Origin of the sequence: Sphingomonas taxi, from assembly GCF_000764535.1 — a bacterium.
Classification (GTDB): Bacteria; Pseudomonadota; Alphaproteobacteria; order Sphingomonadales; family Sphingomonadaceae; genus Sphingomonas; species Sphingomonas taxi.
This window is the reverse complement of record NZ_CP009571.1, coordinates 405,453-419,899: the sequence shown is the minus strand read 5'-3', so window position 1 is coordinate 419,899 and position 14,447 is coordinate 405,453. Positions and strand designations below refer to the sequence as shown.

Sequence of the window (14,447 nt, the reverse complement as noted above, 5' to 3'; positions counted from 1 at the left end):
ACCCGGCCAATCGCGTTCGGGCGGGGCCTGGTCCCACCCGAGCACGCTGGACCTGCCCTCCCCGCGCGGCTAGTCCCTTGGCCATGAAGCTCATCATCGGCAACAAGGCCTATTCGAGCTGGTCGCTGCGCGGCTGGCTGGCGTGCAAGCAATCGGCGCTTCCCTTCGAGGAGGTCGTCGTGCCGCTCTACGACGCGGAATGGGACCGCCGCCGCGAGGGCGCCGAATTCGCGCCCTCGTCGGGCAAGGTGCCGATCCTGTGGGACGGCGAGGCGGTGGTGTGGGACAGTCTCGCCATCGTCGACTATCTCGCCGACAAGGTCGGCCGCGAGCGCTTCTGGCCCGCCGACGAGGCGGCACGCGCGATGGCACGGTCGATGGCGGCGGAGATGCATTCGAGCTTTACCGCGCTACGCCGCAAACATGCGATGAACATCCGGCAGGTCTTTCCCGCCAAGCGCCCCGACGACGACGTGCTCGCAGATCTCGCGCGGATCATGGAATTGTGGGCGCAGGCGCGCGCGCGCTGGGGCGGCGGCGGCGACTTTCTGTTCGGCGACTTCGGTGCGGCGGACATCATGTACGCGCCCGTCGTCACGCGGATCATCACCTATCAGCTGCCGATCGCGCGCTTCGCCGCCGCCTATATCGATGCGGTGATCCGCCATCCGTTCATGCAGGACTGGATCGCCGGGGCGCAGGAAGAGGATTGGGTCATCGAGCAATACGAGCAGCAACCCGCGTGACCGATGTCGTCGCGCTGACCCAGGCGCTGCTGCGGGCAGAGAGCGTCACGCCGGCGCGCGGCGCGGTGTTCGACGTGCTGGAGGCGGCGTTGGCGCCGATCGGCTTCGCGGTCGACCGGTTCGTCGTCGGTGAGGCGCCGGACGGGCCGGTCGAGAATCTGATCGCGGTGCGCGCGGGCGTCGGGCAGCATCTCGCCTTCGCCGGCCATCTCGACGTGGTGCCGCCGGGCGTGGGCTGGACCGGCTCGCCATGGTCCGGAGAGGTGCGCGGCGACCTGCTCTACGGGCGCGGCGCGGTCGATATGAAGGGGGCGATCGCCGCCTTCGTCGCGGCGGCGGCGCGTGCGACCGGACCGACGCTGAGCCTGCTCGTCACCGGCGACGAGGAAGGACCCGCGACCTTCGGCACGCCGGCGCTGATCGAGCGGATGGCGGCGGGCGGCATTGCGCCCGACCTGTGCCTCGTCGGCGAGCCGACCTCGGTGCGGCAGCTTGGCGACATGGTGAAGATCGGTCGGCGCGGCTCGGTGAATATCTGGATCGTCGTGGCGGGGCGGCAGGGCCATGTCGCCTATCCGCATCTTGCCGACAATCCGGCGGGCAAGCTCGCCAAGGCGCTGGCGGCGTTGCAGGACATGGGGCTCGACCATGGCAACGACTGGTTCCAGCCGTCGAACCTCGAGATCACGGACATTGCGGTCGGCAATCCGGCGCATAACGTCATTCCGGCGCGCGCCGAGGCGCGGGTCAACATCCGCTTCAACGACGGCCAGCGCGGCGACGAGCTGATCGAGCGGGTCACCGTGCTGGTGCAGGAACATGCGCCGGGGGCGGTGGTGACCGGCAAGGTGTCGGGCGAGGCGTTCCTCACCGCGCCGGGGCCGTGGACCGCGGTGCTGAGCGCGGCGATCGAGGCGCAGACCGGGCTGGTCGCGGAGCTGTCGACCTCGGGCGGCACGTCGGATGCGCGCTTCCTGTCGCGGCTGTGTCCGACGGTCGAGTTCGGGCTGGTCAATGCGACGATGCATCAGGTCGACGAGGCGGTGGCGGTGGCGGATCTGGAGACGCTGGCGGCGGTCTATGCCGATGTCATCGGGCGGGTGGCCCAGCTCTAGCTCCTCCCCCGCCGCAGCACGATATAGAGCGCACCCTGCCCGCCGTGGCGCGGGTGCGCGCCGCGGACGGCGGCGATCGCATCGGCGTGGCGCGACGCTGCGAGCCAGTCGGCGATCGCGGCCCGGATCGCGCCCCTCGCGTGGGGGCGTTCGCTTTCCGGGCGGGGCGGCTTGCCCGTCACCAGCAGCAGGACGCGCTCGCCGCGCGCGATCGCACGCGACAGGCCGTCGTCGAGCATGGCATGCGCGGAGCTCAAGGTGTGGCCGTGGAGGTCGATCGAACTGTCGGGGCTGACGATGCCGCGGGTCAGCCTTTTGTCCCAGCTGCCGTCCAGCGTGTTCTGGCGCGGCGGCGTCGGCGCCGCGACCGGCTTGGCGACCGGCGTGCGCGACGCCATCGCGCGGGTCAGTGCCTTGGAGGGCTTGGTCGCCTTGGGTGGCGGCGGCGCGACGACGGCGGGCGCCGGGCGCGTGGGCGCGGCCACCGCTCGGAGCGGTTTCACCGTCGCCATCACCCGGGCCCAGAGATCGGCCTCGTCAGGGTTGAGCTGGCGCACCGGCCGCTGTCCCATAAATCGACGGATCGGGGATGTAGCGCTGCGGCTGGGTCCGCGCGAGCGTGCCGACCGGCAGCAGCAGGAAGGCGGTGCCGCGCGCCGCCATGCCGCCCGCGGTCGCCTCCGCCACCGCGCCGGCGCCCCAGAAGGTGTCGAAGCGGTTGGCGCCCTTGATCGCGCCGCCGGTGTCCTGCGCCACCCACAGGCCGCTCGCGTCCTGTCGGTCCATCGACAGAAACACCGGCGCGCCGAGCGGCACGTATTTGACGTCGGCGGCGGCGCTGATCCCGCCGTTGACGACATAGCCCATCGCGCCGACCGGCGGCGTGTCGAGTTCGCGGAAGAAGACGAAGCTCTTGTTCTCCGCCATGATCGCGCGACCCTCCTCGGGATGGGCGCGGAGCCAGGCGACGATGCCCTGCATCGAGGTCTGGCCGGGCTGGAGCAGCCCGCGCGCCTTCATCAACGCGCCGATGCCGGTATAGTCGCGCCCGTTCTGCGTATCGTAGCCGACGCGCATGATCTCGCCGTTGGGCAGGCGCAGGCGGCCCGAACCCTGGATCTGGAGGAAGAACACCGACGCCTCGTCGGCGCCCCAGGCGAGCACCGGCGCCTTGCCGTCGAGCACGCCGGTGTCGATCGCGGCGCGGTCGTAATAGGGCACGAGGTTGCTGCCCTGCACGCGGCCGCGGATCTTCTTGCCCTTCAGCGCGTCGCTGAACTTGCCGAGATCGACGTCGATCAGGTCGTTGGGGCGGGCGTAGATCGGCACGGTGTAGCCGGCACGGCGCTCGCGCGACGCGGCGATCTCGGGCTCGTAATAGCCGGTGGCGAAGGCCTTGCCGTCGCCGACCTGCACCGCCTCGAAATAGCTGGCGAAGAAGGCGCGCGCGCCACCGCGCGGCACGCCGCCGGCAGCGGCGCAGGCGGGCTGCCAATCGGTGCCGCGGGTGAGGCCGGAGGCGTCGGTACGGCGCGTCAGGCCCGGACAACTGGTGAGGAACGCCTGTCGCGCCGCCTCGGCCTGCGCCTCGGTGATCGGCAGCGTCGCGAGGCTCGGGCCGGGGACGATGCCGGCGGTCGCCGCGGTCGTCGCGCCGGGATTGGCGACGACCGGTGCGGCGAGCAGCGGCGTCGCGCCCTGGATACGGCCGTCGAAGCTGCGGCCGCTGGCGATCTGCTGACCGGGGCTGCCGGGGCGCGTCGTCGGCCGGCTCTGCTGGCTGACCGGCTGGCGGCCGGGCTGGCGAGGCGGCGCAGCGCCGGTGTCGAGCGGCACGACGCGGCCGCCGCAGGCGCTGAGAGCCAGAGCCAGCGCGATGCTGGCGATTACGCGATTACCGGTCATCCTGATCCCCGTATGTCCGCCTATCGACTGCGGAAAGCTGCGGCTGTGCCGAAGCGGAGGGGTCGCGACAAGGGCCAAGCGGTCGCAAATGCGGTGCGGCGTGTTGGACGACATGGACAAGATGGACACCTTAACGGAAACGATCGCGGGGAATCGTTTCCATTTCTGTGGTGATCCGGAGGTGAGAGGGTCGGCCGGCATGATGGCGGCATAGCAGAGCGCGGCGGGTGTAGGACAGCGGTCGGGGTCGGTAACAGGGGCGCTTTCTGGCTGCCGTAAAAGCGCTCGTTGGAGCCGTGGTTTCTAAAGCCCGCCCGTCACTCCGGACGTGATCCAAACTTCTGTGAACGTCCGCTCGCTCACTGGCCTATCGCAGTGTTCCGGCGAAAGCCGGAACCCAGGGTCAAGCAGAACAACAGCTTACAGCGTTCGAGACCCCTGGGCTCCTGCTTTCGCAGGAGCACTGGTAGATGGTCGGCGAGGTAACGACTTTCTCCGGGGTCCACCCTGGGGCGAGGAGAAAGGCGTGAAGCGATACCGTTATCCTGCGGACCGGTGGACCCCGGAACCAGTCCGGGGTGACGAATCTATTTGGAAAACGACCGAGCCTCACCAGCTCAGCCGTATGCGCACTTCCAGCGCTCCCCTATTCCTCGTCGGTGTCCGCCAGCTTCCAATTGGGGTCGCGGCTCTTCAGCGTGCGGGCGAAGGTCCAGACGTCGTGCGTTTCGACCGCGTCGGTCAGCGAGCCGGCGATGACATGGCCCTCGGCGTCGCGGGTCACCGCAGCGATATCGGCATCGAAGCGGACGGTGATGCGTGCCTCGCGACCATCGAGCGACGCATCGGCGATCACCGCGCGCTCGATCGAGACCAGACGGTTCTCCAGCGTCTCGCCGGCCTCGCGGCGGGCGGCGATCGCTTCGCCGAAGGCATGGGCGACGTCGGGCTCGGCGAGGGTCGCCAGCGTCGCCTCGTCGCCTGCCCAATAGGCTTCCAGCGTCATGCGATAGGCGGATTGCGCGCCGGACAGGAACTGGTTGACGTCGAAGCCCTGCTCACCGGCGATGATCGCCCGCAGGCCAGCTTCGGCACGCGGTTCGATGTTGCGGTTGACCGGCTCGCGCGATTCGGCGGTGGCATCGATCGGGCGCGGCGCCAAGGCGACCGCTGCGGGGCGATCGTCGGCGGCACGTGGCAGCGGCTGCTGTTCGTGGCCGGTGCGTTTGCCGAGCACGCTGTACAGGCGCAGCGCCAGGAACGCCGCCACCATCGCGAGTAAAACTACGTAAAACACCGTGCCTCCGATCTTGATCGATACATAGGCCCAAAACCCCTTCAATTCAAACCGGGGCTTTCGACCCACGGGCTTTTGAGCCCAGCCCGTTGAAACCCGGTTCGGGCGCTGCTAGGCGCGGGCGCCAAAGGCATCGAACGCCCGACATGCGGCTTCGGTCCCCTTCTTTTTCCGCTTCATTCGAGGATCATTCCCATGGCCGACCAGGACAACGGCACTTCGATCGATACGCAGTCGGCGCTCAACGGCGCGGACACCGCCCCCGCCGCCGGCCTGATCTCGCAATACGTCAAGGATCTCTCGTTCGAGAACCCCAATGCGCCGGGCATCTTTCAGAACGCCAATCCGCCGGCGATCGACGTGCAGTTCAACATCGGCACCGCCCAGGTCGGCGAAGAGGTGCATGAGGTGCTGCTGAAGATCGACGTCAAGGCCGAGGTCGAGGGCCAGACCGCGTTCATCGTCGACCTGACCTATGCCGGCCTGTTCGGCCTGCGCAACGTGCCCGCCGATGCGGTGCAGCCGTTCCTGCTCGGCGAAGCGCCGCGGCTGCTCTTCCCCTTCGCGCGCCGCGTGCTCGCCGATTGCGTGCGCGACGGCGGCTTCCCGCCGCTGCTGCTGGAGCCGATCGACTTCGCGCAGCTCTATCTGCAGCAGGCGGAGCAGAACGGCGCCTTCTCGGTCGGCGACGTCGGCCACGCCTGATCCATAAGGCGGGGGGCGCGATCGCGTGAATCTGACCAAGGCGCTCGGCTCGGTGGGCGGGCTGACGCTCGCCAGCCGGGTGCTGGGGCTGGTGCGCGACGCGCTGTTCGCCCGCTTCGTCGGCGCCGGCTTCGCCTCGGACGCGTTCCTGATCGCCTTCCGCCTGCCCAACATGTTCCGCGCCTTGTTCGCGGAGGGCGCCTTCTCGGCGGCGTTCATCCCGATGTTCAACCGCAAGGTAGCCGAAGCCGGGGGCGACGGGCTGCCGACCGGGGTGCGCTTCGCCGAGGACGCGCTGTCGGTGCTGCTGCCGATCCTGATCGGCATGACCGTGCTGATCGAGATCGCCGCCTGGCCGGTGACGTGGCTGCTCACCTGGGGCTTCAACGACGCCTCGCATGACCAGTTCGCCTATGTCGTCCAGCTCTGCCGCCTGACCTTCCCCTATCTGCTGCTGATCAGCCTCGTCTCGCTGCTCGGCGGCATCCTCAATTCGCTGCACCGCTTCTGGGTGGCGGCGGCGGCGCCGATCCTGCTCAACCTGACGCTGATCGTCGCGCTGCTCGTCTTCCACAGCGACCTGCCGCTGGTCACCGCGCGCAACCAGGCGATCGCGGTGACGATCTCGGGCGCGTTGCAGCTCGCCTGGCTGTACTTCGCCTGCCGCAAGGCGGGGGTGCATCTGCGCGTCAAGGCGCCGCGGCTCGGGCCGGACGTGAAAAAGCTGCTGTCGCTGATCTGGCCCGCCGCGGCGGGCGCCGGCGCGGTGCAGATCAATCTCGTCGTCTCGACGGCGCTCGCCGCCTCGCTGCTCAGCCACGGCTCGGTGACCTATATCTACATGGCCGACCGGCTGAACCAATTGCCGCTCGGGCTGGTCGGGATCGGCCTCGGCACGGTGCTGCTGCCGACGATCTCGCGCCAGCTCGGCAAGGGCGACGAGGCGGCGGCGATGACGACGCAGAACCGCGGCATGGAGCTGGCGCTGTTCCTGACGCTGCCGGCGACGGTCGCGCTGATCGTCTGCGGCGTGCCGATCGTCGCGGCGCTGTTCCAGCATGGCCAGTTCACCGCCGCGGCGGCGCATGCCACCGCACAGGCGCTCGCCGCCTTCTCGATCGGGCTGCCGTCCTACATCCTCGTCAAGGTGCTGACGCCGGGCTATTATGCGCGGTCGGACACGCGGACGCCGGTGCGCTATGCGACGGTGTCGATGGTGGTCAATCTGGTGCTCAACCTGATCCTGATCGTGCCGCTCCAGCATATGGGGCCGCCGCTCGCCACCGCGATCGCGAGTACGGTCAACGTCGCCTTGCTCTATAATACATTGCGCAAGCGCGGGCAGTTCGTGCCCGACGCGCAATTGACGCGGCGGGCGCCGCGGCTGCTGGTCGCGGCATTGGTGATGGGCGGGGTGATGTTCTTCCTCAACGACCTGTTCGCGCCCTATGTGTCGGGGAGCAACCTGGCGCGCTGGGGCGCGATGGCGGTGCTGGTCGGGACCGGCACCTTGGTCTATGCGCTCGCCGTGTTCGCGACCGGCGCGCTGCGCCCCGCGGACATTCGTCAGCTCATCCGTTCCAGATAAGGCCCATCATGGCAAAGCGCGTCGTTTCCGGGATCAAGCCCACCGGCAATCTCCACCTCGGCAATTATCTCGGCGCGGTGAAGCAATGGGTCGCGCAGCAGGATGCGATCCAGGCGGAGGGCGGCGAGACGCTCTACTTCATCGCCGACCTGCACGGGCTGACGGAGTGGATCGCGCCCGCCGAGCTGCGTGCCAATACGATCGAGATGACCGCGACGCTGGTGGCGGCGGGGATCGATCCCGACCGCTCGATCCTGTTCAACCAAGCGCGCGTGCCCGCGCATAGCGAGATGGCGTGGCTGCTCAACAACGTCGCGCGGGTCGGCTGGCTCAACCGCATGACGCAGTTCAAGGACAAGGCGGGCAAGAACCGCGAGGGCGCGAGCGTCGGCCTATACGATTATCCGGTGCTGATGGCGGCGGACGTGCTGCTCTACAATACGACGCACGTGCCCGTCGGCGAGGACCAGAAGCAGCATCTCGAACTGGCGCGCGACATCGCGACCAAGTTCAACGGCGATTATGCCACCGAGCTGTTCACCCTGCCCGAGCCCTTGGTCAGCGCCGCGGCGCCGCGGATCATGTCGCTCCGCGATGCGTCGGCGAAGATGTCCAAGTCCAATCCGTCCGAACAGTCGGTGGTCAAGCTGATCGATTCGGACGAGGTGATCGCCGACAAGTTCCGCAAGGCGAAGACCGATCCCGACGTGCTGCCGGCGACCGTCGAGGAACTGGCAGAGCGGCCCGAGGCGCGCAACCTGCTGACGATCTTCGCGGCGCTGGCCGACCGGACGCCGGGCGACGTGCTGGCGGATTATGCAGGCAAGGGGTTCGGCGCGTTCAAGCCCGACCTCGCCGATCTCGCGGTGGCGAAGCTCGGCCCGATCCGCGACGAGATGGTGCGGCTGCTCGACGACCGCGGCGCGATCGACGCGATCCTCGAGAAGGGCGCGGACAAGGCGCGGACACTGGCGGTGCCGGTGCTGCGCCGCGCGCAGGAGGCGATGGGGCTGATGCTTTAGCCCCTCCCGTAAGGGCAGGGCTGTCGCATATGGACATCTGTAGGCTTCGGCCGACGTTCCAAAGCCCCCGTCACCCCGGACTTGATCCGGGGTCCCGCTTCTTTGGACGGCGCGAAGAAGCGGGATGCCGGATCGAGTCCGGCATGACGGCGATATAAATGCCGTCGGACACTCCAACTGATCGTCGGCGATAGCCCCCTGCAAGGGGAGCGGGTGCGTGTGGCCTGGCGCGCTACCGCTGGTTACGCCTCAAGCTCGCGCATCAGCGTGCGGACGGCGGCGTCGATGTCGCGATCCTGGTCGCGGAGTTCCTCGATCTTGCGGACCGCGTGGATCACCGTCGAATGGTCGCGACCGCCGAATTTCCGGCCGATCTCGGGCAGCGAGCGCGTCGTCAGGCGCTTGGCGAGATACATGGCGATCTGGCGCGGACGCGCCACCGCGCGGCTGCGGCGCGCGGAGACGAGGTCGAGCGGCTTCAGCTCGAAATGCTGGCTGACCAGCTTTTGGATCTCGTCGATCGTCACCCGGCGCTGCGCGCCGCGCAGCACGTCGCCGAGCGTCGCCACCGCGAAATCGAGGTCGATGCTGTCGCCGGTGAGCTGCGCATAGGCGACGACGCGATTGAGCGCGCCTTCCAGCTCGCGGATGTTGGCGTGGATGCGCGCCGCGAGCAGGTCGAGCACCTCGTTGGGGACCTTCGCCTCGGGCAGGTCTGCGAGTTTCCTGTCCAGTATAGTGCGGCGCAACGTCAGGTCGGGCGCCTTGATGTCGGCGACGAGGCCGACCGACATGCGGCTGACGATCCGCGCTTCGACGCCGTCGAGCGCCGTCGGGCAGCGATCGGCGGAGATGACGAGGCGCTTGCCGGCGCTCATGATCTCGTTGACCGTGTGGAAGAATTCCTCCTGCGTCGCGTCCTTGCCGGCGATGAACTGGAGGTCGTCGATCAGCAGCAGGTCGGCGCCGCGCAGGCGCTGCTTGAAGCTGTGCGTGTCGCGGGCGCGCATCGCCGCGACGAAGTCGAACATGAAACGCTCGGCCGACATGCACAGCACGGTCGCGTCGGGATGCGCGGCGAGGAAGGCGTGGCCGATCGCGTGCATCAGATGCGTCTTGCCCTGCCCCGTCCCCGAATGGAGGAACAGCGGGCTGAACCGCGGCACGCCGGGTTCGGCGAGCATGCGCGCGGCGTTGAACGCGACGCGATTGGCGGCATCGACGACGAAGCGGTCGAAGGTGAAGCGCGGATCGAGCGGCGGGCGATCGGCAGCCGGACGGAGCGGCGCGGCCACCGCCAGCGGCGCCGGGGCAGGCGCCGGCGCGACGGCGGCGACCGGCGCGGGCGGTTCGGCGACCAGCTTGATCGCGACCGGCGCGGCGATGCGCGTCTCGATCGACACGCCGCGCACGTCGGGCAGCAGCGCGCGGAATTCGAGCAGCAGCCGGTCGGCATAATGGTTGCGGACCCAGTTGGTCATGAACGCCGACGGCAGGCCGAGGCGGATCGATTCGGGGTCGCCGTCCTCGATCAGCTCCATCGGCTTCAGCCATTGCTCGAAGAGCCGCGCGCCGGCGGATTCGCGCAGGTTGCAGCGGACGCGAGCCCAGGCGCGCTGCGCCTCAGTCTCCGTCACTGCCGCTGCCTGTCGATCGTTCAACGCATACCCCTTCGTTGCCGAAAGCGACGAAATGTCGCCCGGCGGCCGTATTCAAGACAGACAAATCCCCCTTACGGCCAACGGCCGTCCGGCATGCCCACGCTGTTCAGGTCCCCGACCGCGATGAACATCGCTGCGGTGGAGTCGAGTTATGAAGCCTGGGCCGAGTCGATCAACCCCTCGGCAGGTCACATTGTTGAAATAAACGGGATTGACAGCCCGAAGCCCGCAGAAACGCGTTCGGAAATCTTACAAGCAGTTGAAAACGCTACATTTTCTGCCCGTTTCCGCACGACTGCCGTGAATGCCAGCCAACACGAATCGCGGTGTTCTCCCGCTTTCCCGGTTCGTTCCTTTTGCGCCCGTTCCGGACATCAAAAAACCCGCCAGGACATGCGTCCCGACGGGTCAAAACTCACTGAACGGTAAGGCTTAGGCGAGCGTGCCGACCGCCTTGGTCAGGCGCGAGAACTTGCGGCTCGCGGTGTTCTTGTGGAGGACGCCCTTGGCGACGCCACGCTGCAGCTCGGGCTGCACCGCTGCGAGGGCCGTGTCCGCCGCAGCCTTGTCGCCCGACGCCAGTGCCGCTTCGACCTTCTTGATGAAGGTACGGATGCGGCCGATGCGGTTACCGTTGATTTCGGCGCGGCGATCGTTGCGACGGATGCGCTTCTTGGCTTGCGGCGTATTCGCCATTCGGTACGTCCTTGCGAGTAGATTGGTCGATGTCAGAAGAGGCGCCGGATCACCCTACGCCCTCTCGAAGGCAGCGCCCTTAGCGAAGCCGGGGGTCGGGGTCAACCGTTGCGGGGTGTTTTGCCACCGGTTCCTCACCCCGCTCGTCACCCCGGCGAAGGCCGGGACCTATGGATACGGTATGGCCGCCATTGTACGCTCCCCCCGCGTCCCGTGACCATGGGTCCCGGCTTCCGCCGGGATGACGAGGTTTAGGCGGAGGGGATCAACTCTTCTGGCATTTCGGGCAGTAGAAGGTCGACCGGCCGCTATCCACCCGGCGTTTGACGGTGCCGCCGCAATGGCAGGGCTCGCCCTCGCGGCCGTAGACGAGGAACTGCTTCGAGAAATAGCCGAGCTCGCCGTCGGGGCGGGCATAGTCGCGCAGGGTCGAGCCGCCCGCGTCGATCGCCGCCAGCAGCACCTCGCGCACCGCCACCGCGAGCCGCTCGAGTCGCGGCAAAGCGATCTGGCCAGCGGCGCGGGTCGGCGCGATGCGCGCGACGTGCAGCGCCTCGCAGACGTAGATGTTGCCGAGCCCGGCGACGATGCGCTGGTCGAGCAGCATCGCCTTGATCGGCGCGGCGCGCGCCTTCAGCGCCTCGCCGAGATAGGCGCCGGTGAACTCCTCCCCCAGCGGCTCCGGCCCCATCGCCGCGAAGGGGGGATAAGCGGCGAGCGCAGCGGTTTCGACGAGATCGAGGAAGCCGAAGCGGCGCGGATCGTTGAGCGCGAGGCTGCGCCCCTCCCCCGTCTCGATGAGCAGATGGTCGTGGGCGAGGCGTTCGGCGGGATCGACCCGCCAGCGGCCGGACATGCCGAGATGGAAGATCAGCGTATCGCCGCGATCGGTGTCGATCATGCCGTATTTGGCGCGGCGGCCGAGCGCGGTGACGGTGGCGCCGGTAAGCCGCTGGCGCAGGTCGGGCGGGATCGCCTTGCGCAGGTCGGCGCGGCGCGGCTCGACGAGGGTCAGGCGCTGGCCGGCGAGCACGGGGGTGAGGCCGCGGACGGTGGTTTCGACTTCGGGGAGTTCTGGCACGTCAAACAGCTAGGTTGCGTTTGCCCCGGCCACAAGCGGCGGCTAGGGCGGTGGCATGACCGACACCGCCACCACCGGAACCGTATCCTTCGGCTACGAGGACGTCGCCCCCGATGAGAAGACCGCCCGCGTCGGCGGCGTCTTTTCCAGCGTCGCCAAGAACTACGACCTGATGAACGACGCGATGTCGGGCGGCATGCACCGGTTGTGGAAGGATCGCTTCGTTCGGCGGGTGCAGCCGCAGGAGGGGCAGCAGATCCTCGACATGGCGGGCGGCACCGGCGACATCGCCTTCCGCCTCGCCGCGTCGGGCGCGTCGGTGACGGTGGCGGACATCAATCCGGCGATGCTGGAAGTCGGCATGGAGCGCGCCGCCAAGCGCGGCATCGACGGACTGGTGTGGACCGAGGCCAATGCCGAGACGCTGACCTTCCCGGACCGGTTCTTCGACGCCTATACGATCGCCTTCGGCATCCGCAACGTCACCGACATCCCCAAGGCGCTGCGCGAGGCGCATCGCGTGCTGCGCCGCGGCGGCCGGTTCTTCTGCCTCGAATTCTCGACGACGACCTGGCCGGGGTTCAAGGAAGTCTATGACGGCTATTCGCACAAGATGGTGCCGAAGCTCGGCCAGTTGCTCGCGCAGGACGCCGACAGCTATCGCTATCTGATCGAGTCGATCCGGCGCTTCCCCGACATGCCGACGTTCAAGGGCATGATCGCCGATGCCGGCTTCGTGCGGACCAAGGCGGAACCGATCCTCGGCGGGCTCGTCGCGATCCACTCCGGGTGGAAGATTTGATGGGGTCGTTTGGCGGTTTCGATGCCGCCGCCTCGCAAGACCCGTCACCCCGGACTCGGTCGGGACTTCAGCGACAGTCTGCGGTGCTGGTGGATCACCACAGTGTTCCTGCGAAAGCAGGAACCCAGGGCCAAGCAGAACAACCCTTTACGGCGCTTGGAACCCCTGGGCTCCTGCTTTCGCAGGAGCACTGGCGAAATTCCGCAGGTGTCACGACTTGTTCCGGGGTGACGTGGCGGGTGTGGCAACGGCTTGACTGGAGTGCGGCGGCCGGTTCGATCGCCATGCCGTCATGACCGCTTCGGTCGTCCACGTCTGGCGGCTCCTGAAATGGGGGCGCATCCTCGCGCGGCACGGAGCGCTCCGCGGGATCGAGCGCGATCCCAATACGCCGGCGCCGGTGCGGCGGCTGGCACGGGTGGCGCGGCTGGGTGCGCGCGTGCCCAAGGTGCCGCGCTATGCCGATGCCTTTCAGGCGATCGGGCCGGCGGCGATCAAGCTCGGGCAGACATTGGCCACCCGGCCCGATCTGGTCGGCGAGGAAGCGACGCAGGATCTGCTGCGGTTGCAGGATCAGTTGCCGCCGGTCCCCTATGCGACGATCGCCGCGGCAATGGAGGGCAGCTTCGGCCGGCCGCCGTCCGACCTGTTCGCCAGCATCGAGGAGGATCCGGTCGGCGCCGCGTCGATCGCACAGGTGCATCGCGCGGTGACCACCGACGGCCGGACGGTCGCGGTCAAGGTGCTGCGGCCCGGCGTCGAGGCGGATTTCACCCGCGCGATCGCCACCTATGAATGGGCGGCGGCGCAGCTCGAGGGGATGAGCATCGAGGCGCGGCGGCTGCGGCCGCGGCTGACGGTGGAGAATTTCAAGCGCTGGACCGCGCGCGAGCTCAACTTCCGGCGCGAGGCGGCGTCGGCATCCGAACTAGCCGAATCGATGACCGCCGAGCCCGATTTCGTCGTGCCTGCGATCGACTGGCAGCGCTCGACCGCGCGGGTGCTGACCGTCGAGTGGATCGACGGGATCAAGCTGTCGGACCGCGCCGCACTGGTCGCGGCGGGCTACGACCTGCCCAAGCTGGCCAATACGCTGGTGCAGGCGTTCCTGCGGCAGGCGATCGCGGAAGGCTTCTTCCACGCCGACATGCATCAGGGCAATCTGTTCGCCTTGCCCGGCAACCGCATCGCGGCGATCGACTTCGGCATCATGGGCCGGATCGACCGGCGCGCGCGGGTGTGGCTGGCGGAGATCCTCTACGGGCTGATCACCGGCAATTACCGGCGCGTCGCCGAAATCCATTTCGAGGCGGGCTATGTGCCGAGCCATCACAATGTCGCCGAGTTCGCGACGGCGCTGCGCGCGGTCGGCGAGCCGATGCGCGGGCTGCCGGTCAAGGACATGTCGATCGGGATGATGCTCGACGGGCTGTTCTCGATCACGCGCGACTTCGATATGGTGACGCAGCCGCATCTGCTGCTGTTGCAGAAGACGATGGTGATGGTCGAGGGGGTCGCGACGCGGCTCGATCCGGACATCAACCTGTGGGAATCGGCGGCGCCGTTCGTGCGCGAGTGGATCCGTACCGAGCTGGGGCCGGAAGCGGCGATCGCCGACCGGCTGATCGCCGACGTCAAGACGATCGCCGGCCTGCCCGAGCTGATCCGGCGGATCGAGGCGCGCTATCCGGCGCCGGGGGGCGAGCCCCCTGCCCCGCCGCTGCGCGAGATCGAGGTGGTACGGATCGGCGGCGGCTGGCGCTATGCCGCGGTCGCGGCGGCCAGCGCGGCGGCGAGCGTCGCCGCGACCTGGCTGGTCGGCCACTGAG

Annotated in this window: 14 protein-coding genes; 8 read left to right on the top strand and 6 right to left on the bottom strand. The window is 68.5% G+C overall.

Going from position 1 to position 14,447, the window contains the following annotated elements; genetic code table 11:
* Window positions 1-83: 83 nt before the first annotated feature.
* Together MC45_RS01845 and dapE are read left to right on the top strand one after the other, a co-directional pair.
* A complete protein-coding gene (locus tag MC45_RS01845) occupies window positions 84-746 on the top strand; it encodes a glutathione S-transferase (protein WP_038658813.1) in 663 nt (220 codons plus the stop codon).
* On the top strand, window positions 743-1,861 hold the full coding sequence (gene dapE / locus MC45_RS01840; RefSeq protein WP_038658809.1) for a succinyl-diaminopimelate desuccinylase: 1,119 nt from the start codon (window positions 743-745) through the stop codon (window positions 1,859-1,861). Before MC45_RS01845 ends, dapE begins: the two co-directional genes overlap by 4 nt.
* On the opposite strand, the gene MC45_RS01835 is transcribed toward dapE, so the two are convergent.
* From MC45_RS01835 to MC45_RS01825, 3 genes are all read right to left on the bottom strand, one after another.
* Window positions 1,858-2,433 (bottom strand): Smr/MutS family protein, encoded by a 576-nt coding sequence (locus MC45_RS01835; RefSeq protein ID WP_038658806.1) that lies wholly within the window; start codon window positions 2,431-2,433, stop codon window positions 1,858-1,860. The two genes, dapE and MC45_RS01835, sit on opposite strands and share 4 nt — an antisense overlap.
* Window positions 2,399-3,766: a murein transglycosylase A gene (gene mltA, locus MC45_RS01830; RefSeq protein WP_038658803.1), complete on the bottom strand. Its 1,368-nt coding sequence runs from the start codon at window positions 3,764-3,766 to the stop codon at window positions 2,399-2,401. Before mltA ends, MC45_RS01835 begins: the two co-directional genes overlap by 35 nt.
* A 646-nt stretch (window positions 3,767-4,412) precedes the next feature.
* Window positions 4,413-5,063, bottom strand: coding sequence for a Tim44/TimA family putative adaptor protein (locus tag MC45_RS01825; protein ID WP_137898062.1), 651 nt, complete (start codon window positions 5,061-5,063; stop codon window positions 4,413-4,415).
* A 195-nt stretch (window positions 5,064-5,258) separates the two neighbouring features.
* Here MC45_RS01825 and secB point away from each other — a divergent pair, with 195 nt between their 5' ends.
* The 3 genes from secB to trpS are packed head-to-tail and all read left to right on the top strand — an operon-like array spanning window position 5,259 to window position 8,378.
* Window positions 5,259-5,768: a protein-export chaperone SecB gene (secB, locus tag MC45_RS01820; protein WP_038658797.1), complete on the top strand. Its 510-nt coding sequence runs from the start codon at window positions 5,259-5,261 to the stop codon at window positions 5,766-5,768.
* 25 nt (window positions 5,769-5,793) lie between these two features.
* On the top strand, window positions 5,794-7,356 hold the full coding sequence (gene murJ / locus MC45_RS01815; RefSeq protein WP_038658794.1) for a murein biosynthesis integral membrane protein MurJ: 1,563 nt from the start codon (window positions 5,794-5,796) through the stop codon (window positions 7,354-7,356).
* Between the two features lie 8 nt (window positions 7,357-7,364).
* The gene (gene trpS, locus MC45_RS01810; protein ID WP_038658791.1) at window positions 7,365-8,378 is read left to right on the top strand and encodes a tryptophan--tRNA ligase; all 1,014 of its coding nucleotides are present in this window, start codon (window positions 7,365-7,367) and stop codon (window positions 8,376-8,378) included.
* A 242-nt stretch (window positions 8,379-8,620) separates the two neighbouring features.
* Here trpS and dnaA read toward each other — a convergent pair whose 3' ends face one another.
* A complete protein-coding gene (gene dnaA, locus MC45_RS01805) occupies window positions 8,621-10,039 on the bottom strand; it encodes a chromosomal replication initiator protein DnaA (protein ID WP_038658788.1) in 1,419 nt (472 codons plus the stop codon).
* 93 nt (window positions 10,040-10,132) lie between these two features.
* Here dnaA and MC45_RS19175 point away from each other — a divergent pair, with 93 nt between their 5' ends.
* Window positions 10,133-10,468, top strand: a complete 336-nt coding sequence (locus tag MC45_RS19175) for a hypothetical protein (protein ID WP_156143755.1) — start codon at window positions 10,133-10,135, stop codon at window positions 10,466-10,468.
* 3 nt (window positions 10,469-10,471) lie between these two features.
* Here the strand turns inward: MC45_RS19175 and rpsT are convergent, their stop codons facing one another.
* Together rpsT and mutM are read right to left on the bottom strand one after the other, a co-directional pair.
* Window positions 10,472-10,735 (bottom strand): 30S ribosomal protein S20, encoded by a 264-nt coding sequence (rpsT, locus tag MC45_RS01800; RefSeq protein ID WP_038658785.1) that lies wholly within the window; start codon window positions 10,733-10,735, stop codon window positions 10,472-10,474.
* 265 nt (window positions 10,736-11,000) lie between these two features.
* On the bottom strand, window positions 11,001-11,816 hold the full coding sequence (gene mutM / locus MC45_RS01795; RefSeq protein ID WP_038658782.1) for a bifunctional DNA-formamidopyrimidine glycosylase/DNA-(apurinic or apyrimidinic site) lyase: 816 nt from the start codon (window positions 11,814-11,816) through the stop codon (window positions 11,001-11,003).
* A 55-nt stretch (window positions 11,817-11,871) separates the two neighbouring features.
* Here mutM and MC45_RS01790 point away from each other — a divergent pair, with 55 nt between their 5' ends.
* Both MC45_RS01790 and ubiB read left to right on the top strand, forming a co-directional pair.
* Window positions 11,872-12,618 (top strand): class I SAM-dependent methyltransferase, encoded by a 747-nt coding sequence (locus MC45_RS01790; RefSeq protein WP_038658779.1) that lies wholly within the window; start codon window positions 11,872-11,874, stop codon window positions 12,616-12,618.
* A 292-nt stretch (window positions 12,619-12,910) separates the two neighbouring features.
* Window positions 12,911-14,446, top strand: a complete 1,536-nt coding sequence (gene ubiB, locus MC45_RS01785; RefSeq protein WP_038658776.1) for a 2-polyprenylphenol 6-hydroxylase — start codon at window positions 12,911-12,913, stop codon at window positions 14,444-14,446.
* The last annotated feature ends 1 nt before the right edge of the window (window position 14,447 follow it).

Excerpts from the sequence above, each read along its gene's own strand:
- MC45_RS01845 (WP_038658813.1), top strand. The coding sequence starts at position 84 with ATGAAGCTCATCATCGGCAACAAGGCCTATTCGAGCTGGTCGCTGCGC.
- MC45_RS01835 (WP_038658806.1), bottom strand. The coding sequence starts at position 2,433 with ATGGGACAGCGGCCGGTGCGCCAGCTCAACCCTGACGAGGCCGATCTC.
- mltA (WP_038658803.1), bottom strand. The coding sequence starts at position 3,766 with ATGACCGGTAATCGCGTAATCGCCAGCATCGCGCTGGCTCTGGCTCTC.
- secB (WP_038658797.1), top strand. The coding sequence starts at position 5,259 with ATGGCCGACCAGGACAACGGCACTTCGATCGATACGCAGTCGGCGCTC.
- trpS (WP_038658791.1), top strand. The coding sequence starts at position 7,365 with ATGGCAAAGCGCGTCGTTTCCGGGATCAAGCCCACCGGCAATCTCCAC.
- MC45_RS19175 (WP_156143755.1), top strand. The coding sequence starts at position 10,133 with ATGCCCACGCTGTTCAGGTCCCCGACCGCGATGAACATCGCTGCGGTG.
- rpsT (WP_038658785.1), bottom strand. The coding sequence starts at position 10,735 with ATGGCGAATACGCCGCAAGCCAAGAAGCGCATCCGTCGCAACGATCGC.
- MC45_RS01790 (WP_038658779.1), top strand. The coding sequence starts at position 11,872 with ATGACCGACACCGCCACCACCGGAACCGTATCCTTCGGCTACGAGGAC.
- ubiB (WP_038658776.1), top strand. The coding sequence starts at position 12,911 with ATGACCGCTTCGGTCGTCCACGTCTGGCGGCTCCTGAAATGGGGGCGC.